At 45.6% G+C, this 22528-nt stretch carries 15 protein-coding genes; all 15 read right to left on the reverse strand.

Features of this window, described 5'->3' with window-relative positions; genetic code table 11:
• Window positions 1–3: 3 nt before the first annotated feature.
• The 15 genes from GC096_RS11110 to GC096_RS11180 all read right to left on the reverse strand — a co-directional run bounded on the left by GC096_RS11110 (window position 4) and on the right by GC096_RS11180 (window position 22435).
• Window positions 4–939, reverse strand: coding sequence for an ABC transporter permease (locus GC096_RS11110; RefSeq protein ID WP_312886246.1), 936 nt, complete (start codon window positions 937–939; stop codon window positions 4–6).
• Between the two features lie 354 nt (window positions 940–1293).
• A complete protein-coding gene (locus GC096_RS11115; protein WP_171630299.1) occupies window positions 1294–4230 on the reverse strand; it encodes a family 78 glycoside hydrolase catalytic domain in 2937 nt (978 codons plus the stop codon).
• Between the two features lie 44 nt (window positions 4231–4274).
• Window positions 4275–5090, reverse strand: coding sequence for a nucleotidyltransferase domain-containing protein (locus GC096_RS11120; protein ID WP_171630300.1), 816 nt, complete (start codon window positions 5088–5090; stop codon window positions 4275–4277).
• A gap of 207 nt (window positions 5091–5297) precedes the next feature.
• Window positions 5298–7778 (reverse strand): family 43 glycosylhydrolase, encoded by a 2481-nt coding sequence (locus GC096_RS11125; RefSeq protein WP_171630301.1) that lies wholly within the window; start codon window positions 7776–7778, stop codon window positions 5298–5300.
• Window positions 7779–7894: 116 nt separating this feature from the next.
• Complete coding sequence (locus GC096_RS11130; protein ID WP_171630302.1) at window positions 7895–8863, reverse strand: AraC family transcriptional regulator; 969 nt, start codon at window positions 8861–8863, stop codon at window positions 7895–7897.
• A gap of 33 nt (window positions 8864–8896) precedes the next feature.
• A complete protein-coding gene (locus GC096_RS11135) occupies window positions 8897–10060 on the reverse strand; it encodes a glycosyltransferase WbsX family protein (RefSeq protein WP_171630303.1) in 1164 nt (387 codons plus the stop codon).
• A gap of 44 nt (window positions 10061–10104) precedes the next feature.
• Window positions 10105–10944, reverse strand: coding sequence for a carbohydrate ABC transporter permease (locus GC096_RS11140; protein WP_171630304.1), 840 nt, complete (start codon window positions 10942–10944; stop codon window positions 10105–10107).
• Window positions 10941–11819, reverse strand: a complete 879-nt coding sequence (locus GC096_RS11145) for a carbohydrate ABC transporter permease (protein WP_171630305.1) — start codon at window positions 11817–11819, stop codon at window positions 10941–10943. Before GC096_RS11145 ends, GC096_RS11140 begins: the two co-directional genes overlap by 4 nt.
• A gap of 77 nt (window positions 11820–11896) precedes the next feature.
• Window positions 11897–13267: an ABC transporter substrate-binding protein gene (locus GC096_RS11150; protein ID WP_171630306.1), complete on the reverse strand. Its 1371-nt coding sequence runs from the start codon at window positions 13265–13267 to the stop codon at window positions 11897–11899.
• A gap of 152 nt (window positions 13268–13419) precedes the next feature.
• Complete coding sequence (locus tag GC096_RS11155; RefSeq protein WP_171630307.1) at window positions 13420–14247, reverse strand: carbohydrate ABC transporter permease; 828 nt, start codon at window positions 14245–14247, stop codon at window positions 13420–13422.
• Complete coding sequence (locus GC096_RS11160) at window positions 14247–15119, reverse strand: carbohydrate ABC transporter permease (RefSeq protein WP_171630308.1); 873 nt, start codon at window positions 15117–15119, stop codon at window positions 14247–14249. The genes GC096_RS11155 and GC096_RS11160 overlap by 1 nt, the downstream gene beginning before the upstream one ends.
• A 73-nt stretch (window positions 15120–15192) precedes the next feature.
• Window positions 15193–16494, reverse strand: a complete 1302-nt coding sequence (locus GC096_RS11165; protein WP_171630309.1) for an ABC transporter substrate-binding protein — start codon at window positions 16492–16494, stop codon at window positions 15193–15195.
• A 95-nt stretch (window positions 16495–16589) separates the two neighbouring features.
• A complete protein-coding gene (locus GC096_RS11170; protein WP_171630310.1) occupies window positions 16590–18080 on the reverse strand; it encodes a response regulator transcription factor in 1491 nt (496 codons plus the stop codon).
• Window positions 18081–18093: 13 nt separating this feature from the next.
• The gene (locus GC096_RS11175) at window positions 18094–19896 is read right to left on the reverse strand and encodes a sensor histidine kinase (RefSeq protein ID WP_171630311.1); all 1803 of its coding nucleotides are present in this window, start codon (window positions 19894–19896) and stop codon (window positions 18094–18096) included.
• A gap of 274 nt (window positions 19897–20170) precedes the next feature.
• Window positions 20171–22435 carry a polysaccharide lyase 8 family protein gene (locus GC096_RS11180; protein ID WP_171630312.1) on the reverse strand — a complete coding sequence of 755 codons (2265 nt, stop codon included), beginning with the start codon at window positions 22433–22435 and terminating at the stop codon, window positions 20171–20173.
• Window positions 22436–22528: the final 93 nt, after the last annotated feature.

Consider the following 22528-nt stretch of genomic DNA (forward strand, 5'->3'; position numbering starts at 1 on the left):
TCCCTAGTAAAGTGATGTGCCATCCCCGATTTTTCGCGCAATCCGATTACTTACGAATACAAGAAAGAATCCCATGACCGATTGAACAAAGCCTACAGCTGTCGACATGCCGATATCATTATAGACGCGTAATGCACGATAGACATAGGTATCCACGATATCTGTTGTTGACATGAGTATGCCATTTTCCTTGACGATTCCGAATATCATCCCAAAGTCACCATAGCATATTCTTCCTATCGCTAATAAGGTAAGAATGGTGCTTGTCGGCATTAACAAGGGCAATGTAATATGCTTAATTTGCTGCCAACGGTTGGCTCCATCTACGGTTGCGGCTTCATAATAGCTAGGATCGATGCTGGTTAAAGCAGCTATATAGATAATGGCACCGTACCCCGTCCACTTCCATATATAAACAAACACCAAGATGCCTCTCCAATACTCTGGATGTGTATACCACTCCATACGCGGTAATCCCCATTGGGCTATTATTTTGTCCAAAGACCCGAAATCCTTAGATAAGACACTATACACTAGTTCTCCCACAACAACCCAAGATACAAAGTAGGGAAAAAAAAGCAACGATTGTGCCAGTTTTTTAAACCATTTCTTCGCGGCTTCGTGTAAAAGAATTGAAACAGTAATTTGTGCCAGTGTACCAAAAATAATGAATAAAGCATTTAAATATAAGGTGTTCAAACCTACCCTCAGCACATCCGATGATGTGACGAATGATTCGAAATTGCGCAAACCGTTCCAAGGACTTCCAAATATGCCATCCACGCGATTATAATCCTTGAATGCAAGGACAAGCCCGCTCATGGGTAAATAAGAAAACATAAGCAGAAACACAATGCCAGGCAGTGCCATGAGATAGCCCCATCTGTTCTTGCCCAGCTCATGCCACATTCCTTGCTTTCTAGCTGACTTTACCTGCACGCAATTTCCGCCTTTCAATCGACATTCGCTAATCACTAAGCTTCTGCTACCTCAAGTTAGCACGCCTTTCGCATAAATAAAATATCAAAGAATGAAACATCTTTTGAATAATGAATAAAAAGTGGGGTTCCCCCACCAAAACGCGCCTTCACCAATCGATATCTGGAAGAATTTATACAATTAATGTGAAACATTTGCTCCGCTGGAGGAGCGTAAGTCGATTTTATCGACTTGCGCTTGCTCTTTTGCCATCAATGGCCCTTCTAATGCAAAAAGACGGCCTTTAATTCAGCATCGAATTAAAAACCGTCTTTATATTTAGCTATTGCCATTTAGCTATTGCCAATCTCCAAGTTACACGGCTGGAAGTTCTCTCACCCGGCTAACTGCAACACTGCACGCCGCTGGCACTCGAATATCGAGTTCTACACTTGCGGGCGCCGTAATAACCAGCGAAGCAATCTCCCCCTTCTCTGCTTTCCAAGCGACATCGATACTCCCGCCTTGCGGCAGCGGAACCGTTCCACTCGCCCAACTTAAATCGCCGATCATGGGTTCGATGATCACTTTCGCCCACCCTGGTGCAGCAGGTCGCACGCCTAGCACATAAGCGCCGAGGAAATATCCGGGAGCAGCCGACCAAGCGTGGCAATGACTGCGCGTCAGATCATTCTCGTTCGCACGATTCATCGTCGTGTGGCCGTACATTTCCCAGCATGTCGTCGCTTCGTTATCGAGCATAAAGCCGAAGTTCTCACGCATGTCATCGAGCATCCATTGTACATTGCCCGATTTCATCAGCGTCTCGTAATAGAAGAACGACATGAAGGGGCTTCCGATGGGTACGAATCCATCTGGCGTGGCGGTCAAGTAGGCATTTAATCTTGCAGCTCGCTCTCCTTCTGTAACGCCGACTAGCAGCGCCATGACCTGCGTCTGCATACTGAAGATCGTCGAGCGGCGACCTCCTGGATGAATACAATCGAGATAGGCGCCGCGTTCCTCACTCCAGAGATGCCGATTAATCGCTGCTTTCACTCTGACAGCGAACTCCGCACATACTGTCCCCTGTTCAGGCAATCCAGCGAAGGCTGCCATGGCTGCGGTTTCCTCCAGGGCCTTCACCAGCATCACATTTTGATGTGTGACTATACCATCATTAGGTTGATCCATCGGTGCCCAGTCAAGCAGGTTCCACCCCTTCATGTCCAATAAATCATCGGCGTTGACACACTCCAGATACGCTTCCAATGTCAGCAGCATTTTCGGCAGCATGTCGGCTGCGAAAGCGCGATTTCCCGTGTGCTCCGCATATTCCCGACAAGCTACAATCCAGAAAAACGTCCAATTCGGAATAACACTCGTCCAAGCACTAGGTACCTGATCGCCGTATAACGGCGTCTGGAACTCGGATCCGGGAACAAGGCGAAGGCATCGCTCAACAATCTCTGTCCCTCCGAAGGTATAATAATTGACGAGCGCTTCGTTGCGACTGTCCCCTACCCAGAAAGCCTGCTCGTAAGCCGGACAGTCAACAAACGTATCCTCCATGCATAGCTTCGTCGTATGCTTGGAAATATCCCAAATCTGATTCAGCTTATAGTCCGAGCTTCGGAAAGCACCGATCTCGGGAGCCGGGTAGTTGCTTTGAACAACCCGGACATCACGGATCAACACCGGTTTCTTCGCACCGCGGACGGTAACAATCACATATCGGAATCCTCTGCGGATCGGGGATGCATAGCGTTGATTCCCTTCGCGCGTCACATACCGAAGCGTATTGTCCAAACCGAACGTATGCTGAACATACGCATCCTTCCGATATTCGATGCCGTACCAATCGATGGTAATCCCCGCTTCCGCTTCCAATTCGAATTCGAGGAACCCGCTCCACTCCTTGCCGAAATCGAGTATGAACTCGGTATCTCCATTCTCAAACACAGGCACAACGCCTGGATCTGTGGAAGCGACAGCGATACGTTGCAGACTCGAAGGAACGGAGAAAGCCTCCGATTCGCGCTTAGCAAATTGCGGCATGAAGGCATCTTCCCCATTCGCCAAGCTATGCGGAATAGGGGCAACGAGATAGCCGCTCGCCTGCAAGTCTTCGACGCTTGCCAAAGGAGCGATGCGATCAGCGAAGCGAACTTTCTCAACTTCCCACGATGCTAACAACTCATCCTGGTCGGTGTAATCGATACAGGAATAAGTAAAGGACGGGCCAATACAAACGAAGGGTGACATTCTCTCACCATTCCCCTCCGACACAAGCGGCGAGATCCACGCAATCTCTGTATCCGCATCAATCCCCACTCGGTTACTATGTCCATGTTCAGGACCGTTCACCGTGTATAGCAACAGATGGTCGCCTGCTGGCAATGTCGCACGAATATGCGTTAGCGGTGGCTCCACTTCAAGTTCGGCTTCCATATAAAGCCGCTCCCCTAGCCGAACGATGCCGAGGCCTCCAACGTGGAACATCACCTTGACTTCAGCTTCTTCCCGCAAGCGAAGGATCGTCGCAAAAGCGCCGCAGAATCGGATATGATTGGCATTCTCTTCGCCGGGAGCCTTCATTAAATGGTACGCGTCGATAAACCCAGTAAGCTGATAGGGAACTACCCTATTCACAGAAATCACGCGTGTAGGCAGAACAGGCTCTTCCGTCAAATACGGAATGTCCCTCGGAACTAGCCGCACCCAAGGCTCCATACCTACTGGCCCAATAACCAGCGCCTGCTGCCATCCAGCATCTGAATAGGCAGTAGACGTCCAGTCCTCTGCCAACTTCCTGCCGTCAATTCGTTCCGCGAAGGCGGTCTGGCAGGACATACGTGAAATAGCCGGATCTTGTCCAGCATGCACGATCGTCCGCCAGTCAGCCCCCGTTTGGACAAGCGTCACTTCGTTGTCACCTACAAAGGCATCTAATTGCGCAAGCAACCCCCCACGTTCTCTTAAATATTGAAAATTAGAGATGCCAAAATGCATCACTTGCACCGCAATCATATTGATCTCGCCACGTCGAAGGAGATGCCCGACCTCATGAGCGTCATAACGAATATCCGTCGGAAAATAACGAACCGGCCCTCTTCCTACTCGCTTTCCATTCACGTAAGCTTCATAGCGAGAGTCCGCTGTAATCCATAAGATCGCCTTCTCCAGCTGTCCCAAATCCTGCGGACAGACGAACGAGGTTCGGAACCAGCGCCATTCATTGCGCGGGCTTTCCTCGGAGCCGCCCCAAATCCAGTTGGCCTTCCAAGGTGTGATTTTTTCGATGATAGACATAATTCTATACCTCCTAGACTTAGTTAACTCCGTTGGCTTAATTCCTAACGGTCACTGATGGGAGGCTCACCATCCAACCAGTTCCATTCGTTGTTCACGATAAAACGGCTGATGGATTCATTCGGTGTGATGCCCCAATTATGAAAGGAACGAATGCACGCAATGAATGCGCTTATCGTTTCCGTGTTCGGCTTAGTAAGCATTGCATCCTGCAATTCCACGTAAGATGCTGGTTTTTCAATTGCTCTTTCCAACGTACTTAGCAATGATTTATGGCAGGGAAAAAGTATTCGGTTATAAGCCAGAATGAGTCTTCCTGCAAATAACGCAACCTGACTAACTGCATGCGATAATAAGTAGGTATTGTTCAAAGTAATCGCCCGTTTGGCAAAATATCCCCCATATAACTCCACCTGCGCATAAAAATCCGTGAAATTTCTCTCCCGGTTAGCTTCAGGATATATCGATATACGGTTAATAAGCTCACTCAAGTTAGGGATTCGAGAAAACGCCACGATCGCTCCATCAAAAGAAGCACGTGTTGGTTCGCTCCCCTTCTCTGCTGCCGCCTTAAGAAAATCATAATTAATCATTTTCCCGTCATAATAACCACCTTCATACTCACAACCATCTTCTGCATAATAAAACAAATGATCTCGCCGTTTTCTCTCCTGAAAAATCTCATCTTTAACAACCAAATAGCAGTCAATATCTGAATCATCTCGTGCTATTCCTTTAGCCACCGAGCCAGCAATAATGACAGCTAAGTAATCGGCATCCTGCCCAATCCGATTTACTAAGTTGGTAATCGCTTTCTTGTGATGTTCTCTGATTCCACTTTTCTTAACATCCTCGTTCATTTGTAACATCCCCCAGAGTTTAGTCATTCTCATCATATCTCATTTCGATCGTTATATTGGGAGGTGTTCACGACATTAACATAGGGCAAATAAGACAAATGCCTGAATAAAAATGTTCAAACATCGACTTCCTTATATGTTCAGAAAATGTCCCTAATCGGAACAACGATCGACCGATTAGGGACATCTTAAGAAAGATCTACACTTTTAATGGGTCACACTAAAGTTATCAAAGTGAGTATGTGCATAATGAGCTCTGAGTCCAATCTTTCCGCTGATGAACGGATTGTTGTTGTCGGTATAGTTGATTTTCGGAGTCGTCATATCGCCTACATAGACTTTGATGTTGTTGCCACTGACAACCACTTTCATATGATACCAAGTGTTGGTCGCATACGTTCCTGCCGTGGATGCCAAAGTCGTCCAGTTGTAATTCTGTTTGCCAAGTGAAACGGAACTCCCCGAAAGGACAGCCAGATAACCTTGGTAGAAATCCGTTCCAAGACCGGCATCATTGCCCGCTCCGCCTTGAGCAGGATTTTGCACCCGAACCATGATGCCACTATTTAATCCACTAATGCCCTTAACATCCGCCTCAACGGTGTAATCGGACCAGCCCGTGCTGCCAAGCGTCTTTTTGCCTACATTATCAATACTTGCTTCTCCGCTTTCAATCGCCCAGTTCCCGCCGCTCCAATTCCAATCGTTGCTGAAAGCCGTGGCGAAGTTGTCTGTTTTCGTAAAGGAGGCGTTATCCGCTGCATTGAACTGTAGGGTATAGAAATCGAATTCACCGGTTACCGTTTCAACTTTGATCGTATGGTTGCCTGCTGGGAGAGTCAGCCCTTTGATCGTGTAGGTTTGCCAGTTATCCCAACCTCCTGTACTTGGAAGGGTAACCACACCGGTTACATCCGTAGAATCTATCCATACCTTCACTTGCGTTCCCGTATTGGTTGTTGCATATCGTAAACCTAAGTTATACGTGCCGTTCGCTTGCACGCTGACATTGTATTTATACCAGTCTCCCGTACCATTCCAGCCAATGTTCTCGCCGCCTTCAGGGTTATCTCGAATATCCACATTGTCACTTCGGATATATTTACCTCCTGCGTTCCCAGTAGTCCTATCGTGATACCCAACACCTTCGCCGCCTGAATTGTAATGAACGGCTTGAATGGTGCCTGGAATCGGTTTGTACACGTCAAAGATGCCGCTTCCGTTCACTTTATTACTTGCGGCTAAATAACCGAAATTCGCTTCGTTATCTGATGACATATAGCCAATCTTACCCGCGCCCAAATTGGCACTCGTTTTCGTTTCCTTTAGCAGACCGTCCACGAAATACTTGTACGTAGCTCCCGACTTCTCGATACGCACATTATGTAACTTAGTGATATCAAAGCCTGTTGGTAATGCCGTATTCACCTGCGTGCCCCATACCCCGCCAACGACCATATTGGTCTCTAGTCGGTTCGTATTGCCGTTTAATACAGCAACTCCGTAATTGTTGGCATCAACGTACCCATATATGGCCCCAATTCTTGGATCTAACGTTCCCTTGGAGACTTGTTTCATATTGTATTCTGCCGTATAATCGCTTGCTGTTGTAAATGTATTCTCATATTGAATATACAAGGCTGTACTGCCTTTGGCATTCTGGTAGAGGAAATTATTCGAAATTCCCCACGTTCCGCCATTCAGGTTCGAGTAGCCAGTACCTATGCTTGCTCTTTGGAATCTGTCCTCAAAATTGGGTAAAGCCGGATTGGGCACAGACCAATTCGATGGGCCATACACCGCCATTTTGTCACCATTCCAACCAATGGGGTCAAAATTAACGTGACGAATCGGATAGCCTGCTGGATCTACACTAGCTAAATTATGATAAACCGTATAGTAGGTATCTAGGTCAGGTCCGATAAAGTTGCTGCTATGACCCAAACCAACTTGAGAGCCTTCTGTTTTCAACAGAATCGGATTCTGATTACTCGGCGTAAAGGGCTGCAAAGGTCCCGTCGTATTGGTGGCTAAATTCACTCTGTAACCTGTACTAAGAACATGATTTCCGGTCTCGGTGAGGTTGTAAATACCGTTTCTTTTGATCAAAGTTGGCGCTTCTGTCCATTGTCCACCGATTTGTGTGCCGCCTAGAACCACATCACTGCCGATGGACGTTGGGCTGCTCATCTGAGCAGCGTGAATCCCGTCCCCTCCTGCACTTAAGAAATACCAACTCGCGTTGTCATCGATGAAGACACTCCCATCAATACTATGGCCCAAATTGCCGGTCACTGCGGTAAATGGCCCTGTTGGGCTGGAGCTGGTCAGAACATAATGACCGGTACCATCGCGTGACGTATACATGTAGAAAGTGCCATTCCAATAGACCACTTCAGGCGCATATCCTTGATAAGTAGCGGCATCCGTGGAACACATGCCTTCATATGTCCAATTCACCGTATCCGTGGAACTCCAGCATTTAACACCGGTTTGGTATTGCCCTGTAGAGCTATACAGATAGAACTTCCCATTGTATTTCATGACAAATGGATCGCCAGTCCCATAATTCGACCATTCATTAGAAAGCGTCATTGGGTTTGTGTAAGCAAAAGCACCTGTCGCTGGTAACAATAGAGCACCTAGGATACCCACCGTGGCTACCACTTGTTTCGTAAATTTTAACATCCCTTGCCTCCTCGTCATTAACCATTTTCATACCAAATCGCGTTCCACAATCATCCCTTTGCTCGTTAGTAGGGGATACCATGCTCATCGTCATCAGTAGGTACCCTTCATTCGCATCACCTCCACGTCGTATTCGGTGAAATCCGCGTAGTTGAAACTCCTTTTCGTCCCGTCAAAGACTCCAAGTAATGCTTGGGTGAAATGCCTTCGATCTTTTTGAACAATTTACTAAAATGATGAATATTGTCATACCCCACCATGACACTGATTTCTCCAACTGAATAGTTGGTTGTTGTTAACAGTTCCTTTGCCTTATCCATGCGGATTTGAATCAAATATTCCAACGGGGCTTTACCAGTCGCCTCTTTGAAAAGCGTTCGGAAATAATTGAGCGATAAACCGAAATCACTGGCCATTTGCCGATAATCCGGCGGAACCTTGTATTGACTTTTCATAATCTGAATGGCTCCTGCGATCGTCTCGCGATACTTATGACGTTTGCCAACCCCGTCGTTTGTCGCAATATCCTTGACTACGGCCTCCAGCAATTGCAGCAGCAAGATCCGCAGCCTTAAATGATAACCATACGCCTTGGATACGAAGGTAGCATGCAAATCTTTTAACGTATTGGCTACGAAAATAGGGTCGCTGGGCTGCATATGATCAGGAAATGAAATTTCATTGAGCACGACATGAGGCCGGTGGGTTAGTTCTTCTTCCCACGGAATACTATCCATATTTTGGTAATCTAGATTCACATAGACATCCTCAGGCGAGAAATCATAATTGTGCCCCATATAGACGAGATCAAAGTGCACAGCGATGTAATTGCAATATTGTCCTTGCGGTACAAAGAAGGAATTTTGCACGAAAGGGGGGATGATGCACAGATCCCCCGCATTCAACACAAAGGAACGATCGTTAATTCGGTAGTTCCCTGAACCGCCAATCATGAAGATCATTTCGTAATCATAAATAATGCGTGGCGGCACTTTGACCGCATATTGCTCCTTATGCTCAAACTCATGCACATACCTGACATAGGGGGCCAAATTGAGGAAATCGACTTGCCGAATGTTACTCATAGGTTCTCCCTCCTAGCGAGGAATAAGATGGCATTATCCAACCTCTGTTTGAGTTCCCACCATGCGTTTGACACCAAACACATCGCGAATCGCTTCTAAATATTTCATGCCGTAACGGGTGTCGGGTTCTAAATAACTTCCTTCTGTCCATTCGTTCCATGAATTAACCGTTAAAATACTACGCTCAGTAGCGCCTTTATCGAGAAAGGTTTTCGCTTCCCGAAGCGCCTTCTCGAATTGTTCGGGTGTATTCCCCACCAAGATAGGTGTGTACGGATAGCCGACACAATCGAATACATCCGTCTGAACCGTACGCGGGCTGGAATCCCACCCCATCGATACGTTAGGAAAATAAGGCAGATCGTATTCATTCGTAAAACGCTCGAAATCCTTCACCGATAACTCCCGATACATGCCGTAATCCGACATCGGAAAGTGTGGAATAGCGTTGTGATGAATCCAGACATACGAAGTGATGCTGTCAAAACCAAGATCATCCAGCACTTTGTTCACATCTTCAATGGCTTTCTCACCAGGCAGGTTCTGCACACCCCAGACGATTGCATTCAAATGAAGTTCACCAAGCCCAGCATTACGTACACGCGTACGAAAATCCTCTAAAATCCGTTTCGTCTCCGTGTAACTTCCGCCTAATCCTTCGATTAGATTCATTAATTCATAGATGGAAAAATACAAACCGCCTTCAACCTTCCAATAATTCGGTTGATGAAAATAATGCGCAATCATGTAATCGGTTGCCGCTATGAACTGCTCCTCCGTCACTTTACCGCTAGCCGCCAAATTACTGCGGAAATTACGCGGTGCAGGCTGAATATCATACCAATCGTGATTCGCCCACATGAGCGAAAATTTCAGGTCCTGGCTATTCACCGCATGAAGGAACCCCCGCTCCAACGCACCTTGCAGAAAGGGAGCATTCTCATACCAATACCAATCGAAGATAAATGATGAAATCCCATGATCGGCAGCCGCTTGAATTTTTTTGGCCATAATCGCCGGATCTGACTCGTCCTCATAACCCCACATTGGAATTTTGGGTTGATCATGCCCTTGGAATCGGGGTCTTGCCGCTTTAACCAACTCCCACTCCGTCCATCCTTGACCATGCCATTGTTCGTTTAGGGGATCGGGGTGATAATTGGGAAAATAATAGACAGCTACCTCGGTTTGTTTCATGATAATTCTCCTTCTCCGATATGAATGTAGGAAGCTTCGTCAGGTTATCCTTTCACAGCACCTGCAACAAAGCCTTTAATTAGGTATTTTTGGGTAAACAAAAACAATACGATTAAGGGTAAAGTCGCCAACACGCAAATAGAGAAAATCGGTCCCCAATCGACACCACGGTCGACTTTAAATTTAAAGATCAGCGTAATCAAAGTTGGTGTATGGTTAATATCCAAATATAACAATGGACTAATGAAATCATTCCAATACCAAAATACAGTCGTTACGAGAATCGTGCCGGTCGCCGGCAGCAACAGTGGAAAAATAATCGACCAAAATGTTCGGAATCGTCCTGCCCCGTCGATCGAAGCCGATTCTTCCAGTTCCCTCGGAACCGATTTGATAAACCCTGAATAAACCATTGTCCCATAAGGGATTCCACCCGCGACATACAGCAGACATAAATACGTGAGTGAACTTTGCATATGAAGAATTTGCTGTAATTTGAATAAAGGAACCATACTCGTCTGAACCGGGATAATCATGCCGGACAGAAATACATAGAATAATAATTGAAAATAACGATGGTTGTTTCTTCCGATGATATAACCCGCCATGGAAGAAACAAGTATATTGATGGCCAGCGTTACCGCACAAATGTACAAGGTGTTGCCCAAAGCCTGAAACAGATGCGTCTGCTCGAATACCTTGGCATAATTGCCGAAATACCAATGAGGAAGCTTCAGCGGCTCGTAGAATTCCGCACTCTTCTTCATACTAGCGCCGAATAAGTAGATGACCGGAAACAGATAGAGCAGAGCCATGACTAGCAGAATCACTTCTAGCACAACAAACCCAGGCTTGCGCTTGGTCGTAAGGGAGGATTGCGTCATAGTTCCACCTCCATTTTGCGGGTAAATCGCAATTGCAGCGTTGTCACGATCAGGCAAATGATCATGAAGACAATCCCGGCTGCCGTCGAATAGCCATACGTTTGATTGACGAATGCAAAATTATAAATCGCTTGTGCGATCGTCAGCGTCGCATCGCCCGGTCCCCCGTTTGTGAGTACAAACGGTAAATCGAACATTTTCAAAGAGCCAACCAGACCGAAAAACGTACAAATCGTGACCACCGGCATGATCAGCGGGATAATGATATAAATGACCTTACGCCAGCCGCTGGCACCATCGATCTGCGATGCTTCCAAGATCTCTTTGGGAATGGACTGCAGCCCCGCCAAGTAGATGACGGCTCCAAAACCGGTACCCTGCCATACGGAAATCATAATGATCATACCCAGCGCATAATGGATACTCCCCAGCCAATCTTGCGTGTACGCACCCAATCCAAGCCCCGTTTGCACCGCGTTCATGACACCGTCGTATTTCAATAAGAAGTTCCACACAATGGATACGACAACCAAGCTAATAATAACGGGCAAATAAAAGGCGGTTCTCAGGATCGATTTCGTCCGAAACGGTTTGTCTAAGAGCAAGGCTAGAAGCAAAGAAAGCGGATTAGAGATGATGATCCCGAAGATGACGATGTACAGCGTATGAAGCCCTCCATGGAGCATAGCCTGATCATGAAACAAGTCCTTATAATTTTTCAGGCCGATAAAAATAGGTTTATTAATCCCGTCCCATTGCGTGAAGGAATAATACAGAGAGCTAATAAACGGATAATAATTAAAAAGCAAAAAAATAACGGTCGCTGGCAGCGTTAACAACAACCCAAAGCGAAACATCCTGCTTTCATTGTTCATACGATTCTCCCCTGATTAGACAGCCAGCAGCAGCCAAGGCCACAACTGGCTATCCTTAGAGTTTTCACTTAGCGTTCTTATTGCTTAGGAATAACGATAGTTCCTTTGTCTTTATCATAATTTTGCTGAGCTACTGCCAGTGTATCGCCGAAATCGCCACCGCCGATGACTTTCAGCACCCCGTTTTGAATCCCCGTCCAAGCCGAGCTCGCTAGGAAATTGCTGCTGTTCACGCCGATTACGGAAGCGCTGGTATTCATTGCATTCATCACGTCCGTCATAGCTGGATTAGCGAAATCCCCTTTAATATTTTTAATACCTGGGAAAGCAACATCTTTGATGTGCACAGATAGAACGTCCTGGCTCAACACCATGGCAACAAAATCTTTCGCCGCTTGCATATGCTGTGTCTTGGCATTGACCGAAATACTGTGGTCAGGTCCAGCTGAAAGCGCTGATTTCCCCTCTTTATTCGGTATCGCGAAGAATCCAACTTCCTGCTTCGGCATGCCTTTATCCTTCACATCCCCGTCCATCATCCCCGGTACCCAGTTGCCTTGAATAATCATAGCTGCTTTTCCTTGCTCAAAAGCTGCCAAGCTGCCCGGCCAATCCAAGGATAGGGCATCTTTATTAAAATAACCGCCCTTGGCTAATTGCAGGAACGCATCTGTCGTAGCTGTCATTTCTGGGCCGGTAAGCTTAGCCTTGCCATTATAGATATCGAATAAATAGTTCGGATTGGTCACTTCGATCATGGAATCGGCGATAACGCCCAGTGTCAGTCCAATTGTCCACGCGTCTTTAAATCCGGCGATAATTGGCGTCACTTTTTTGGCCTTCAGCTTCTCGTTAATGGCGATGAAATCATCCCACGTTTTGGGTGGCTGCACGCCGGCATCGCTAAACATTTTTTTGTTATAAAATACACCGTTCACCGAAACCGTCGCTGCTGCACCGTATAGCTTGCCATCGAAGGATTCCAATGGCTTGGTTGCATCCAGTACATTCCCTGCCCATGGTTCGTTAGACAAATCAGCCAAATATCCGGCTTTCCCGAACTGCGCGACGTTCTGACTCCAGATGACATCGGCCGCGCTCCCTGCCGTAAGATCCGCCTTTAATTTGTCCATATATTTTTCTCCAACCAGCGTATCCCATTGAATCTTCACATTCGGGTATTTCTCTTTAAACTTCTTCTCTGCCACTTGTTTAAAATTGCTGTTTTGGGGCGTATCATCCAAGAACCAGCTGGATACCTTCAAGGTGTAGGCGTCGTTATTCGCATTCTTTGGCGCTTCACTGCTCGCAGTCGTTGGAGCCGCGGACTGTTTCTCACCCGTGGAAGCAGTGCTAGGTGAAGGTGTGGATGCACTGTCTCCACAAGCCGCTAACGTCAAGGACATGGCCATTAAGGCAGACATACTGACTACTAAATTCTTTTTCATATCTAATACCCCCGCTCATAAATTTGTTTTACAAGCTTATTGTAAACGTTTTCTTAGTCCGCTGTCTTTGCTCGATTCTCTTCAGTTTTTGTTCTTTTTTCAGATCTATTTCATCCATTCGCTCCCTTCACGATGAACTTCGAGAAATCCTTCTACCCCTTAACAGCTCCTCCCACAATCCCTTTAATAAAATGCTTCTGCAAGAAAAGGAACGTAATAATGAGTGGCAATGTCCCTAATAAAATAGCAGCAAAAATCATATTCCAACTGTTATTGTATTGACCCGTAAATGTAAAAATCGCCATCGGTATAGTGCGACTTGTTTTGGCTTGCAGAAATAAGAGTGGAACCAAGAAGTCATTCCAGATGGATAAACTGTTCGTGATAATGACCGAAGCGGTCACCGGCTTCATCAACGGGAAGATAATGACGGCAAAGGTACGAAATGGACCGCAGCCATCGATTAGAGCAGATTCTTCCAACTCCTTAGGTATTCCTTTTAAGAAACCCGTATATAGAAATATGGAAAATGGAATCGACATCGCAATGAAAATCAGAATGACGCCTTGATGTGTGTTGATCAAATGCAAGAATTTCAGGAGTTTGTATAATGGAATCATACTTAGTTGAAACGGAACCATAATTCCCGAAATGAAGAATAGGAACATGGTGCTAGTAAATTTTGACTTCACCCTAGCGAGCGGATAAGCAGCAAACGAACTTGCCAGCACTATACCCACAATCGCGAGCCCTGTAATGAGGATACTATTGCCGAATGCCATGCCTAAACTCGCTGTTCGCCAAGCTTCTGCAAAATTGCTCCACATGAAAACCTTTGGAAAACCTAGTGTCGTGTGCAATAAATCCTGAGGCGATTTCACAGTAACCGTTACGAGAATAAGAAGTGGAATACTTACGATTAACGCCCATACAACCAAAATGATAATTTTACTAGCCTTACCTGCCCATGCTAACGCCATTATGCCTCTACCTCCCGTTTGCGAAGAATCGACAATTGGAGAATAGAGATGACGAGAATAATTAAGAACATGACTACGGCAATCGCGGTCCCATAACCCATTTCGTTGAAGTTAAATGCCTTCTTATACAAGAGAATCGCTAACGATTCTGTCGTCGTCCCGGGTCCACCCTTCGTCATCACATAGATGATATCAAACACTTTGAAGCTGCCGATGATGGAAATCATCATGTTGATCGTAAACGCAGGTGCAATTAGCGGGAACGTAATTCGCGTAAATGTCTGCCATTTATTCGCGCCATCAATATCCGCAGCTTCATACAAATCAGCCGATATCGCTTGCAGCCCTGCCATATAGATAATCATGGTAATACCAGCCCATTGCCACACGTTGGTGAATACAACACTAAACATCGACCACTTAGGGTCTCCTAACCAATCTTGCGCGAGCGCTCCTAAACCGATATTTTCCAGCACCGTATTGATGATGCCAAACACCGGATTGTACAAATAGCTCCAAATATACCCAATAGCCAAAGCGCTCAATAAAGCTGGAATCAGATACACCACACGCAAATACCGGTAATACCACCTCGAACCATCCACCAATAGCGCCAATAGTAACGAAAGTACATTTTGGAAAATAGTAACAAGGACGGCAAAAACGACTGTGTTTTTGAGAGCAATCCATACTTCGGCATCATCCATCAACTTCCGATAGTTGTCCATACCGATAAAGGTAATCTTGGGATCCAAGCCATTCCAATCCGTCAAACTATAATACATGCTGCTCATCATTGGTATGACGATAAATACGCCAAATATCCCTAAGGCTGGCAATATAAAAAGCACCTGTACCCACAGTTTTCTCATCCAATCTCCCTCTTAGTAAGAAGTCAGGAGAACCATATTCTCCTGACCGCTTATTTCTAATTATTCGTGTTCCTTATTGCCCTTTTTTCTCCGTGAACACTTTGTCCATATCCTTCAACATACTGTCGATCGGGAAGGATTTCCCACCATCAACCATCACATTCTGAATACCTTTAAACATCGTATCTTGTACGCCAGCTGGCCAATTCTGATCTAGGAAGTTATACGTCCCCACATTCAGATAGGGAACCAATTCTTTCAGCGTTGCATCCAATTCTGGCTTCACATCTTTAAATACGGGAAACGCCTTGGCTTGTGTTAATAATTGGGCATTGTTCGCTGGTTCAGCCCAGAAATCGAGGTACAACTTCACTTCATCCGGATACTTCGTCTTCGCATTGGCACCTAGACCTAAAGCAATTGCCGAGGATACATACACCTGTTTGCCCTCTTCAGCATAAGGGAGTGGGAACATTCCCAGATCCGCTTGCGGATTCGCTGCTAGGATTGGCGGCAGACCCCAGTTGCCCATAATCTCCATAGCCGCTTTACCCGTTGCCATCAATTGAACCATTTGATCGTAACTTGTTCCTAGGGCACCTTTATTAAAATAGCCTTTGGCATCCATCATCGTGTAATCTTCCATCATTTTCTTCCATGGCGAATTAGCAAATGTGGCTTTACCGTCATACATATCTTTATCAAATGTTTTCGAATCTCGATAGATCGCGGATGGTGCCATCGCGTAAGGAATGATCTGTGTCACCCAAAGATCCTTTAATCCAAGGGCAATAGGCGTAATGTTAGCGGCCTTAATGGTATCTGCTGCTTTTAAGAACTCATTCCAAGTTTTTGGAATCGTTAAGTTCAAATCTTTGAAAATCTTTTTGTTATAAATAACACCAATCGCATTCTGATCCAGCGGCAACCCGTATACTTTCCCATCTTTACTTTCCATATCTAGCGCGCCTTGTTGCAATCTGGATACCCATGGCCGATCCGACAGATCCATCAAATAACCAGCTTTGACAAAGGGATCCTTCCAAGTACCTGGGAAAACACCAATAATATCTGGTGCATCGCCTGAAGCAAATCGTGTTTTAATCGTCGTTTGATACTGATCCGTGGGAGCGTTTTCATATTCGATTGTAATATTCGGGTATTTCTCATGAAACCTTTTATTAATATCCTTAAGCGTTGGACCTGCTTCTGCTTCCATGAAGTGAAACATTTTCAACGTGACAGGTTTACCCGTACTTGTGCTTTTACCCGCTGCAGGTGCATCCGTTGATTGACTGCTACAGCCCGTTAATGCTACCGACAACGATACGGCTGTTACGAGTGTAGTTGTTAACATTCCTTTTTTTCTTGGCATGAATGGAACCCCCTCTTAAATATCTTACAGTTCTAATCTTACCTGCTTTGCTCCTTAGGGAATGTAGGGTCATTTTCCATTTTAGGTAGGTTCATTTATCTCTTTTTGTACTCGGCAGGCGTAACCCCGGACCAGCGTTTAAAGGTTTGACTGAAAAATTTGGGATCCTCATAACCCACCATTTGGCTGATCTCAGCTACTTTTTTATAACCGCCATCTAAAAGTTCCTGCGCTTTTCTCATGCGAATCTCCACGATATATTCCGAGAAATTGCTGCCCGTTTCAGCTTTAAACAACTTCGATAAATAACCAACGCTGAGATGATATTTAACGGCAAAATCCTGAAGATGAATCATTTCGCTGTAATGCTGCTGGACATAATCCAAAAGTATCGGAATAATTTGCTTAGGATGGCTCATCTCTGTTGGCTGGCCTACTATCATGCCACTAAGCTTTCCTAATAACCATTCTTGCAGCATGCTGTATGTGTCACAGGTTTTGATAAATTCATAGATGGAGTCCATGCTGAAGGATTCTAGATCATTCTTGCTTAGGTTCAAATTATATTTAAGGGCATAAAAGAAATCGGACAAGAATACCGACAATTGTTTTAAGTGAATGCCAGCTCGTTGCAAGCTCTCCAACATCCGTCGTAATTCCATATTGAGCTTGGCATATTCCGACTCGCGCAGGTGCAATTCGATTAATCTCACACTATCCCAAACAGCGGCTAGCTGTGGAGCTTGATGAATTGGCATGAATGTGGATACTTCGAGTCGAACTTGATCGTCCAACAAGCGCAGACACATGCGGTAAGAAGCATCCAACACATCCTGCTCCTTCTTGATATGATAAACGGTGTGAACTACCGACTCGTAGGTGCAGACATAATCATGGATCTGATTAACCTTCAATCGAAGCTTACTTTCCTTTTCTGATTTAGGCACTGGAAGCATAACAATTCGCATATGCACGTCCATATCTAAGCATTTCGTATTGTGATCCACCACCGTGTAAAGCCATTCTGAGAATCGACTCGCCGTCAACTGACTATTCGCCCACGTATGCTCACTGTTCCAATTGCGCAATAAAATAACACAAACCAACCAATTCCCGCTAAGTGTATCGTCGTTTCTCGCATCCTGATGGGGACTCATCCCACGCATCATCCGTGTTAATGACCAGTCCTTGGCCATTTGCATCTTATGCTCCTCGGTTATTACGGAGGCAATCAAACGATCCAACACCTCATACAATTCCTTCTCAACGACAGGCTTTAAAATGTACTCCTTCGCGCCTAGTTTAATGGCCGCTCGCGCATATTCGAACTCGTTATAGCCGCTTAGCATAATAGCCTGCAGCTGCGGATTTATCAAAGTCAGCCTTTGCAGCGTTTCCAATCCGCTTAATCCAGGCATTTTAATATCGGAAATAATAATATCTGGTGCTGCTTGAAGCGCTCCCTCCAAGGCATCTTCGCCATTCTCATAACAGACGATCGTATGTTGTTCCGCATACGGCTTCATAATGAATAGCAATTCTTCCATAGCCAGCGCTTCATCTTCGATTAGAAAAATCCTCATCATACCCTCTGCCTCTCTATGCCAATTGAAGTGGTACAGCTAAACGAATTGTCGTTCCGCCATCTGGTTTAGGCAGGAATGAAAGCCCATACTGGTTACCGTGAATCAGATGCAACCGTTTCTGAATATTCAACAAGGCAATGCCCATATGTTCGGAATCCGTGTTGGCGCTATGAATATCAATTTCTGCAAAGTTCTGATTGAGCATCTCTTGTGTCTGACGGTTAATACCTACGCCATTATCTGAAACCAGAATCTCCAATGTGTCTGCATTGGCCGTAACTTGAACCGAGATCAATCCCCCCGATTTGCGCTGCTCCAGCCCATGTACCACGGCATTCTCTACAAGCGGTTGAATCGTTAAGCGTATAATTCGTGCATGCAAGAGTCCTTCCGGTATGTGTTGCTCATACGTGAAACGATCCTGGAAGCGGTAGGTTTGGATTTTAATATAGCTTTGGATTAAATTCAACTCTTCGCTTAAGGCAACGTTGCCATGCCAATCATGCAAGCTATACCGAAACAAATGGGCTAACGACTCTGTAACCTCCACGACATCAGTTGTTGCCCCTTTTCGTCCCAAAGACTTAAGAATATTTAATGTGTTAAATAAAAAATGCGGATTAATTTGTGCTTGAAGCGCTAATAATCGTGCGTCTTTCTCCCTCAATTCGGCTACATAGACCCGCGAGATCATGGACTGCATGCTGTCTAACATTTGATTAAACACTTTGCCCAACTGGCCGATTTCATTCCGATTATCACTATGAGAAGCTCGAACGCTGAAATCTCCCCGTTCCACATGACGCATCGTCGTAATCATGGTCCGCAAGGGACGGGTAATCCCGGTTGCAATAAACCAAGCAATGACAATGACGAGGACCAAAATCAACGACTCAATACTCATGACCGTATTGCGGATTTCTTTTAACCGGCTCGTAATGGAATTCATTGGCTTCAAGATTAATGTCGTCCAGTGGGTATCCTCCGAACGGTAACTGCCGTATAAATAGGATTTCCCCTGCCATGTGAGTGAACCTGATGTGCTTTTCCCTATCAAGTCCACTACAGGGATTCCGTCTAACACTTTCCCTGTCCATTCATCCGCACTCGCATAAATCACGTTGCCTTGATCCGTCACAATAAATAAACTCGAATCCTGCGCATCTCCGTATTCTCTGTACGAAACGAGATCCTTCATGACATTAACATCCATATCCATTTTCATATAGCCAATCTTTTTGCCTGTGGGAATTTGATTAATCTGGCGAATTAAGGAGAACACCTTGATGTCTTGAAAATTAGTAATCGTGTTCTCCTTCATGGTAGGCCACAATAAATAAGGAGATTGCGTATAGGTTTCGATATACGGATACCAAGGTTCCTCGGCAATCGTATTGCCTACAAATGGACTTCTTTTGGCCGAATAATACGTCATCCCTTGATTATCCGTGGGGTATAAATAAATCCCTTGAACGGATGGCCAGGGAATGGATATGTTCAACAAATGGGAAGTAATCTGTTGATTTAAACTCGCATCTTCCGCTTCATTGGTTTCATCTGGATGGCTTAATACATGCTGAACCAGCGAATCATAAAAAACGGATAGGGAGAGCTTTTCCATATCTTCGATATACAGCTCTATCGTTCGCGTAATTTGTGTGCTGTTCGTATCGAGCAGCTGCAGTGTCTGCTTTTTCAACTCACCTACGCTGCTATAGTAATAGAAAATCCCGCTTGAAATAATCGAGAACGCAAACAGGAAAGAAAAGCTGAGCACAACTTTGGTTTTTAAATGCCATGCTTTCCAAGGTTTCATCCTACATCTCCTGACTCGCCGTGCATATTGATCATCGTGATTGTGATTGCTATCTGCACCACTGACTCACTCACACTCCTAATTCTCTCTTCCTTTTCATTTCCCTATATCGATCTTGCACATGATTATACTTGACAACTTACCGATCGGAAAGAAAAACAGGAAATTTATAACCAAAACATGCATACCTAAAAAAAACGGCTCCTTCCATGCGAAAATGGAAAAGAGTCGTCTATGTATTTTAGCAAAATTTCAAAGAGCCTCAGTGTTCTCCCTAATTCCAGTAAAACTCGATCTCATAGGACCCTCCTGCCGCACCCACAGGATCAAACATAAGCTGAATCGACCCTTCTTCCCTACCCAGAATTTGTATTCGTTCCGACTGGTGATGTACACCGCTATCCGGTAAATCGATCACCAACTCAACTGGCTGAATCAGCTTCTGGGTAGGATCAGCCACAGCCAGACTCCATCCGGTGTCGGTCATCTTCAAGACAATAGATGCCTGACCGCTACAGGAAACCAACTCACTCTGATGTCGGGCATTCTTCCAGAAATGTGCGGCGAAGAGACCTTGCTCTTCGTCCTCCACCGCATGACAATGATCGTCTTGATCCACGATACGGATCGGAGCACGTTCCGCAAACCTGGCTGTTTCCTGCTCCGTTTGACCCGGCAGAATTACATAAGCATAGTCAGCCCCCGACTCCATCGATGCTTCCCCATGATCAAACCACAGTGTCAAGAAGCTGCGCTTAATCGTTTCAGTCGAACCTTTTAAATTGAGATCTCTCCAACTGCCTTGCCGCACTTCAAGCAAAGCCTGTACAGCACTCGACCTAGGAAACGCATAGCCGACATGAGACTCAGGAACGCTACCCGTCAGATGAATCCAGCGGGGGTGAATCGTTTCTACTTGATCCACATTGGAGCAAATTGGACTTCCATCCGCGAGAATTACAGGGTCACCCTGATCTCCAAGCTTGCGGTTCTCTATGATTGTTTCAACACCGGCTGGGCTTGAGGTCATCAAATTGGATCCAATTGCCACTACGCGATCTCCAAGTAAAAACCAGCTTTTCAACCCCGTTAGTAGGTCATCTTCCTCATCCACCTTATCCGCTAATTCCATGGCAATGGCCCCATATTTATTTTGTAGCACTGCACCACCTACGTAAGATCGTGTGCTTAGTCGACCTTTTCCGGCTCCATTCTCCCGTAACGTATCCGTTACTGTGGTACCAGGAAGCCGATAAGGATTGACTGTCGGCCAGAAAGCATCGGCATATTGACCCATATCGCCATTATAAAGATAGGTCATCCCCTGCGAAGTATACCACCCCTCCAAGTTCTCCCCGTTAATCGATTCATATGAATAAATACGATTCGAGAACATGCTGATGGCAAAAGCAAATCCGGGTCCCTGGAGTACAGCGCGATCCATGTTGGCATACATTTTGCAGAAGACCTCTTCTGAAGTAGGCTGTATGTGATCATTTTCTAGCAAAAGTCGGGCTAGTTCAGTTGTATCCGGCGGTGCGGTATGGAGATAAGATTTATAGGTATCTGCTAGAATCCATTGCTTTACCTTGGATAATAACCATGCCGCATCTGAGACATCCAGTACACGAGAGAGCCGTAAACAGGAGGTGATCACGCTATGCCCGCTTTCATGATTCTGTGTATCCCGCCTGGATATTTCCCTACCGCTTGTCATATCAAACAGCCCCCCTCTAAACATGAGCGGTGCAAAAGAATCCTTGATCCATTGGAAAGTCAAAGAAATTGCATCCACCGGCAGCTCCCATGGTGTGCGATGAAACCAGATTATGATGCGGGTAATATCATGCAGTAGCCCTTTTCCATATCCGCCCGTATAGGCATATTTATCATGCTGAATAAAGGAACCGTCCTCATAGAATCCATCCCCGATCTCGGTATAACTAAATACCGGCAGCAATGCGCTTCGCGCTGCTTGCAGCTTATGCTCATCTCGCTGAATGGCCGCGCTCAGTGCAACAGCCGTTACTTTCCAAGCCAAGTTCGCACCCGTTGATCGTGGCGGATCCGGTCTAAACCACTGCGCATGGAACGCCGGGTCACCTACGTACTTATCTACTGGGCGAAGCAGTTTTTCGATGAAGGCATGATTCAGCACGTTTAGATCCTCTAAGGCGATGATAATTTCGAGCAAGGCAATCGGCACGCCGATTTCCCAGTTCCACCAGTTGCCATAAGGCTGGCACACTTCGTTATATCTATGGTCATATAACCATGCTAATCCTTGCAGGAGTTGACTCTTCAACGTGCTGTCCATGTAAAAGGGAGTTGTAGGTGTACTCACGACTATCGCCATGTCACGAAGTCGAGCTATGATGATGTACGAATCCGAAGCATCCTCTTTGTATGGAACATCTGGCCACAGTAATTCTTTATTATGCAGCACCGTTGCCTGATACGTCTGAACCTGTTGTACAACTTCAGGACGGATGGTATTCCCAGTTACATACTTCCGCCATTTTTTAGTTAATTGGTGCATTTAGAATCCCTCCTTAAATTCCAGCAATTATCGGTTTTTACAAGTATACGACTGTGATCTGAGTATTACGATGATCAATCCTTGCAAAAGCAG

Origin of the sequence: Paenibacillus plantarum (genome assembly GCF_013141695.1) — a bacterium.
Classification (GTDB): Bacteria; Bacillota; Bacilli; order Paenibacillales; family NBRC-103111; genus Paenibacillus_E; species Paenibacillus_E plantarum.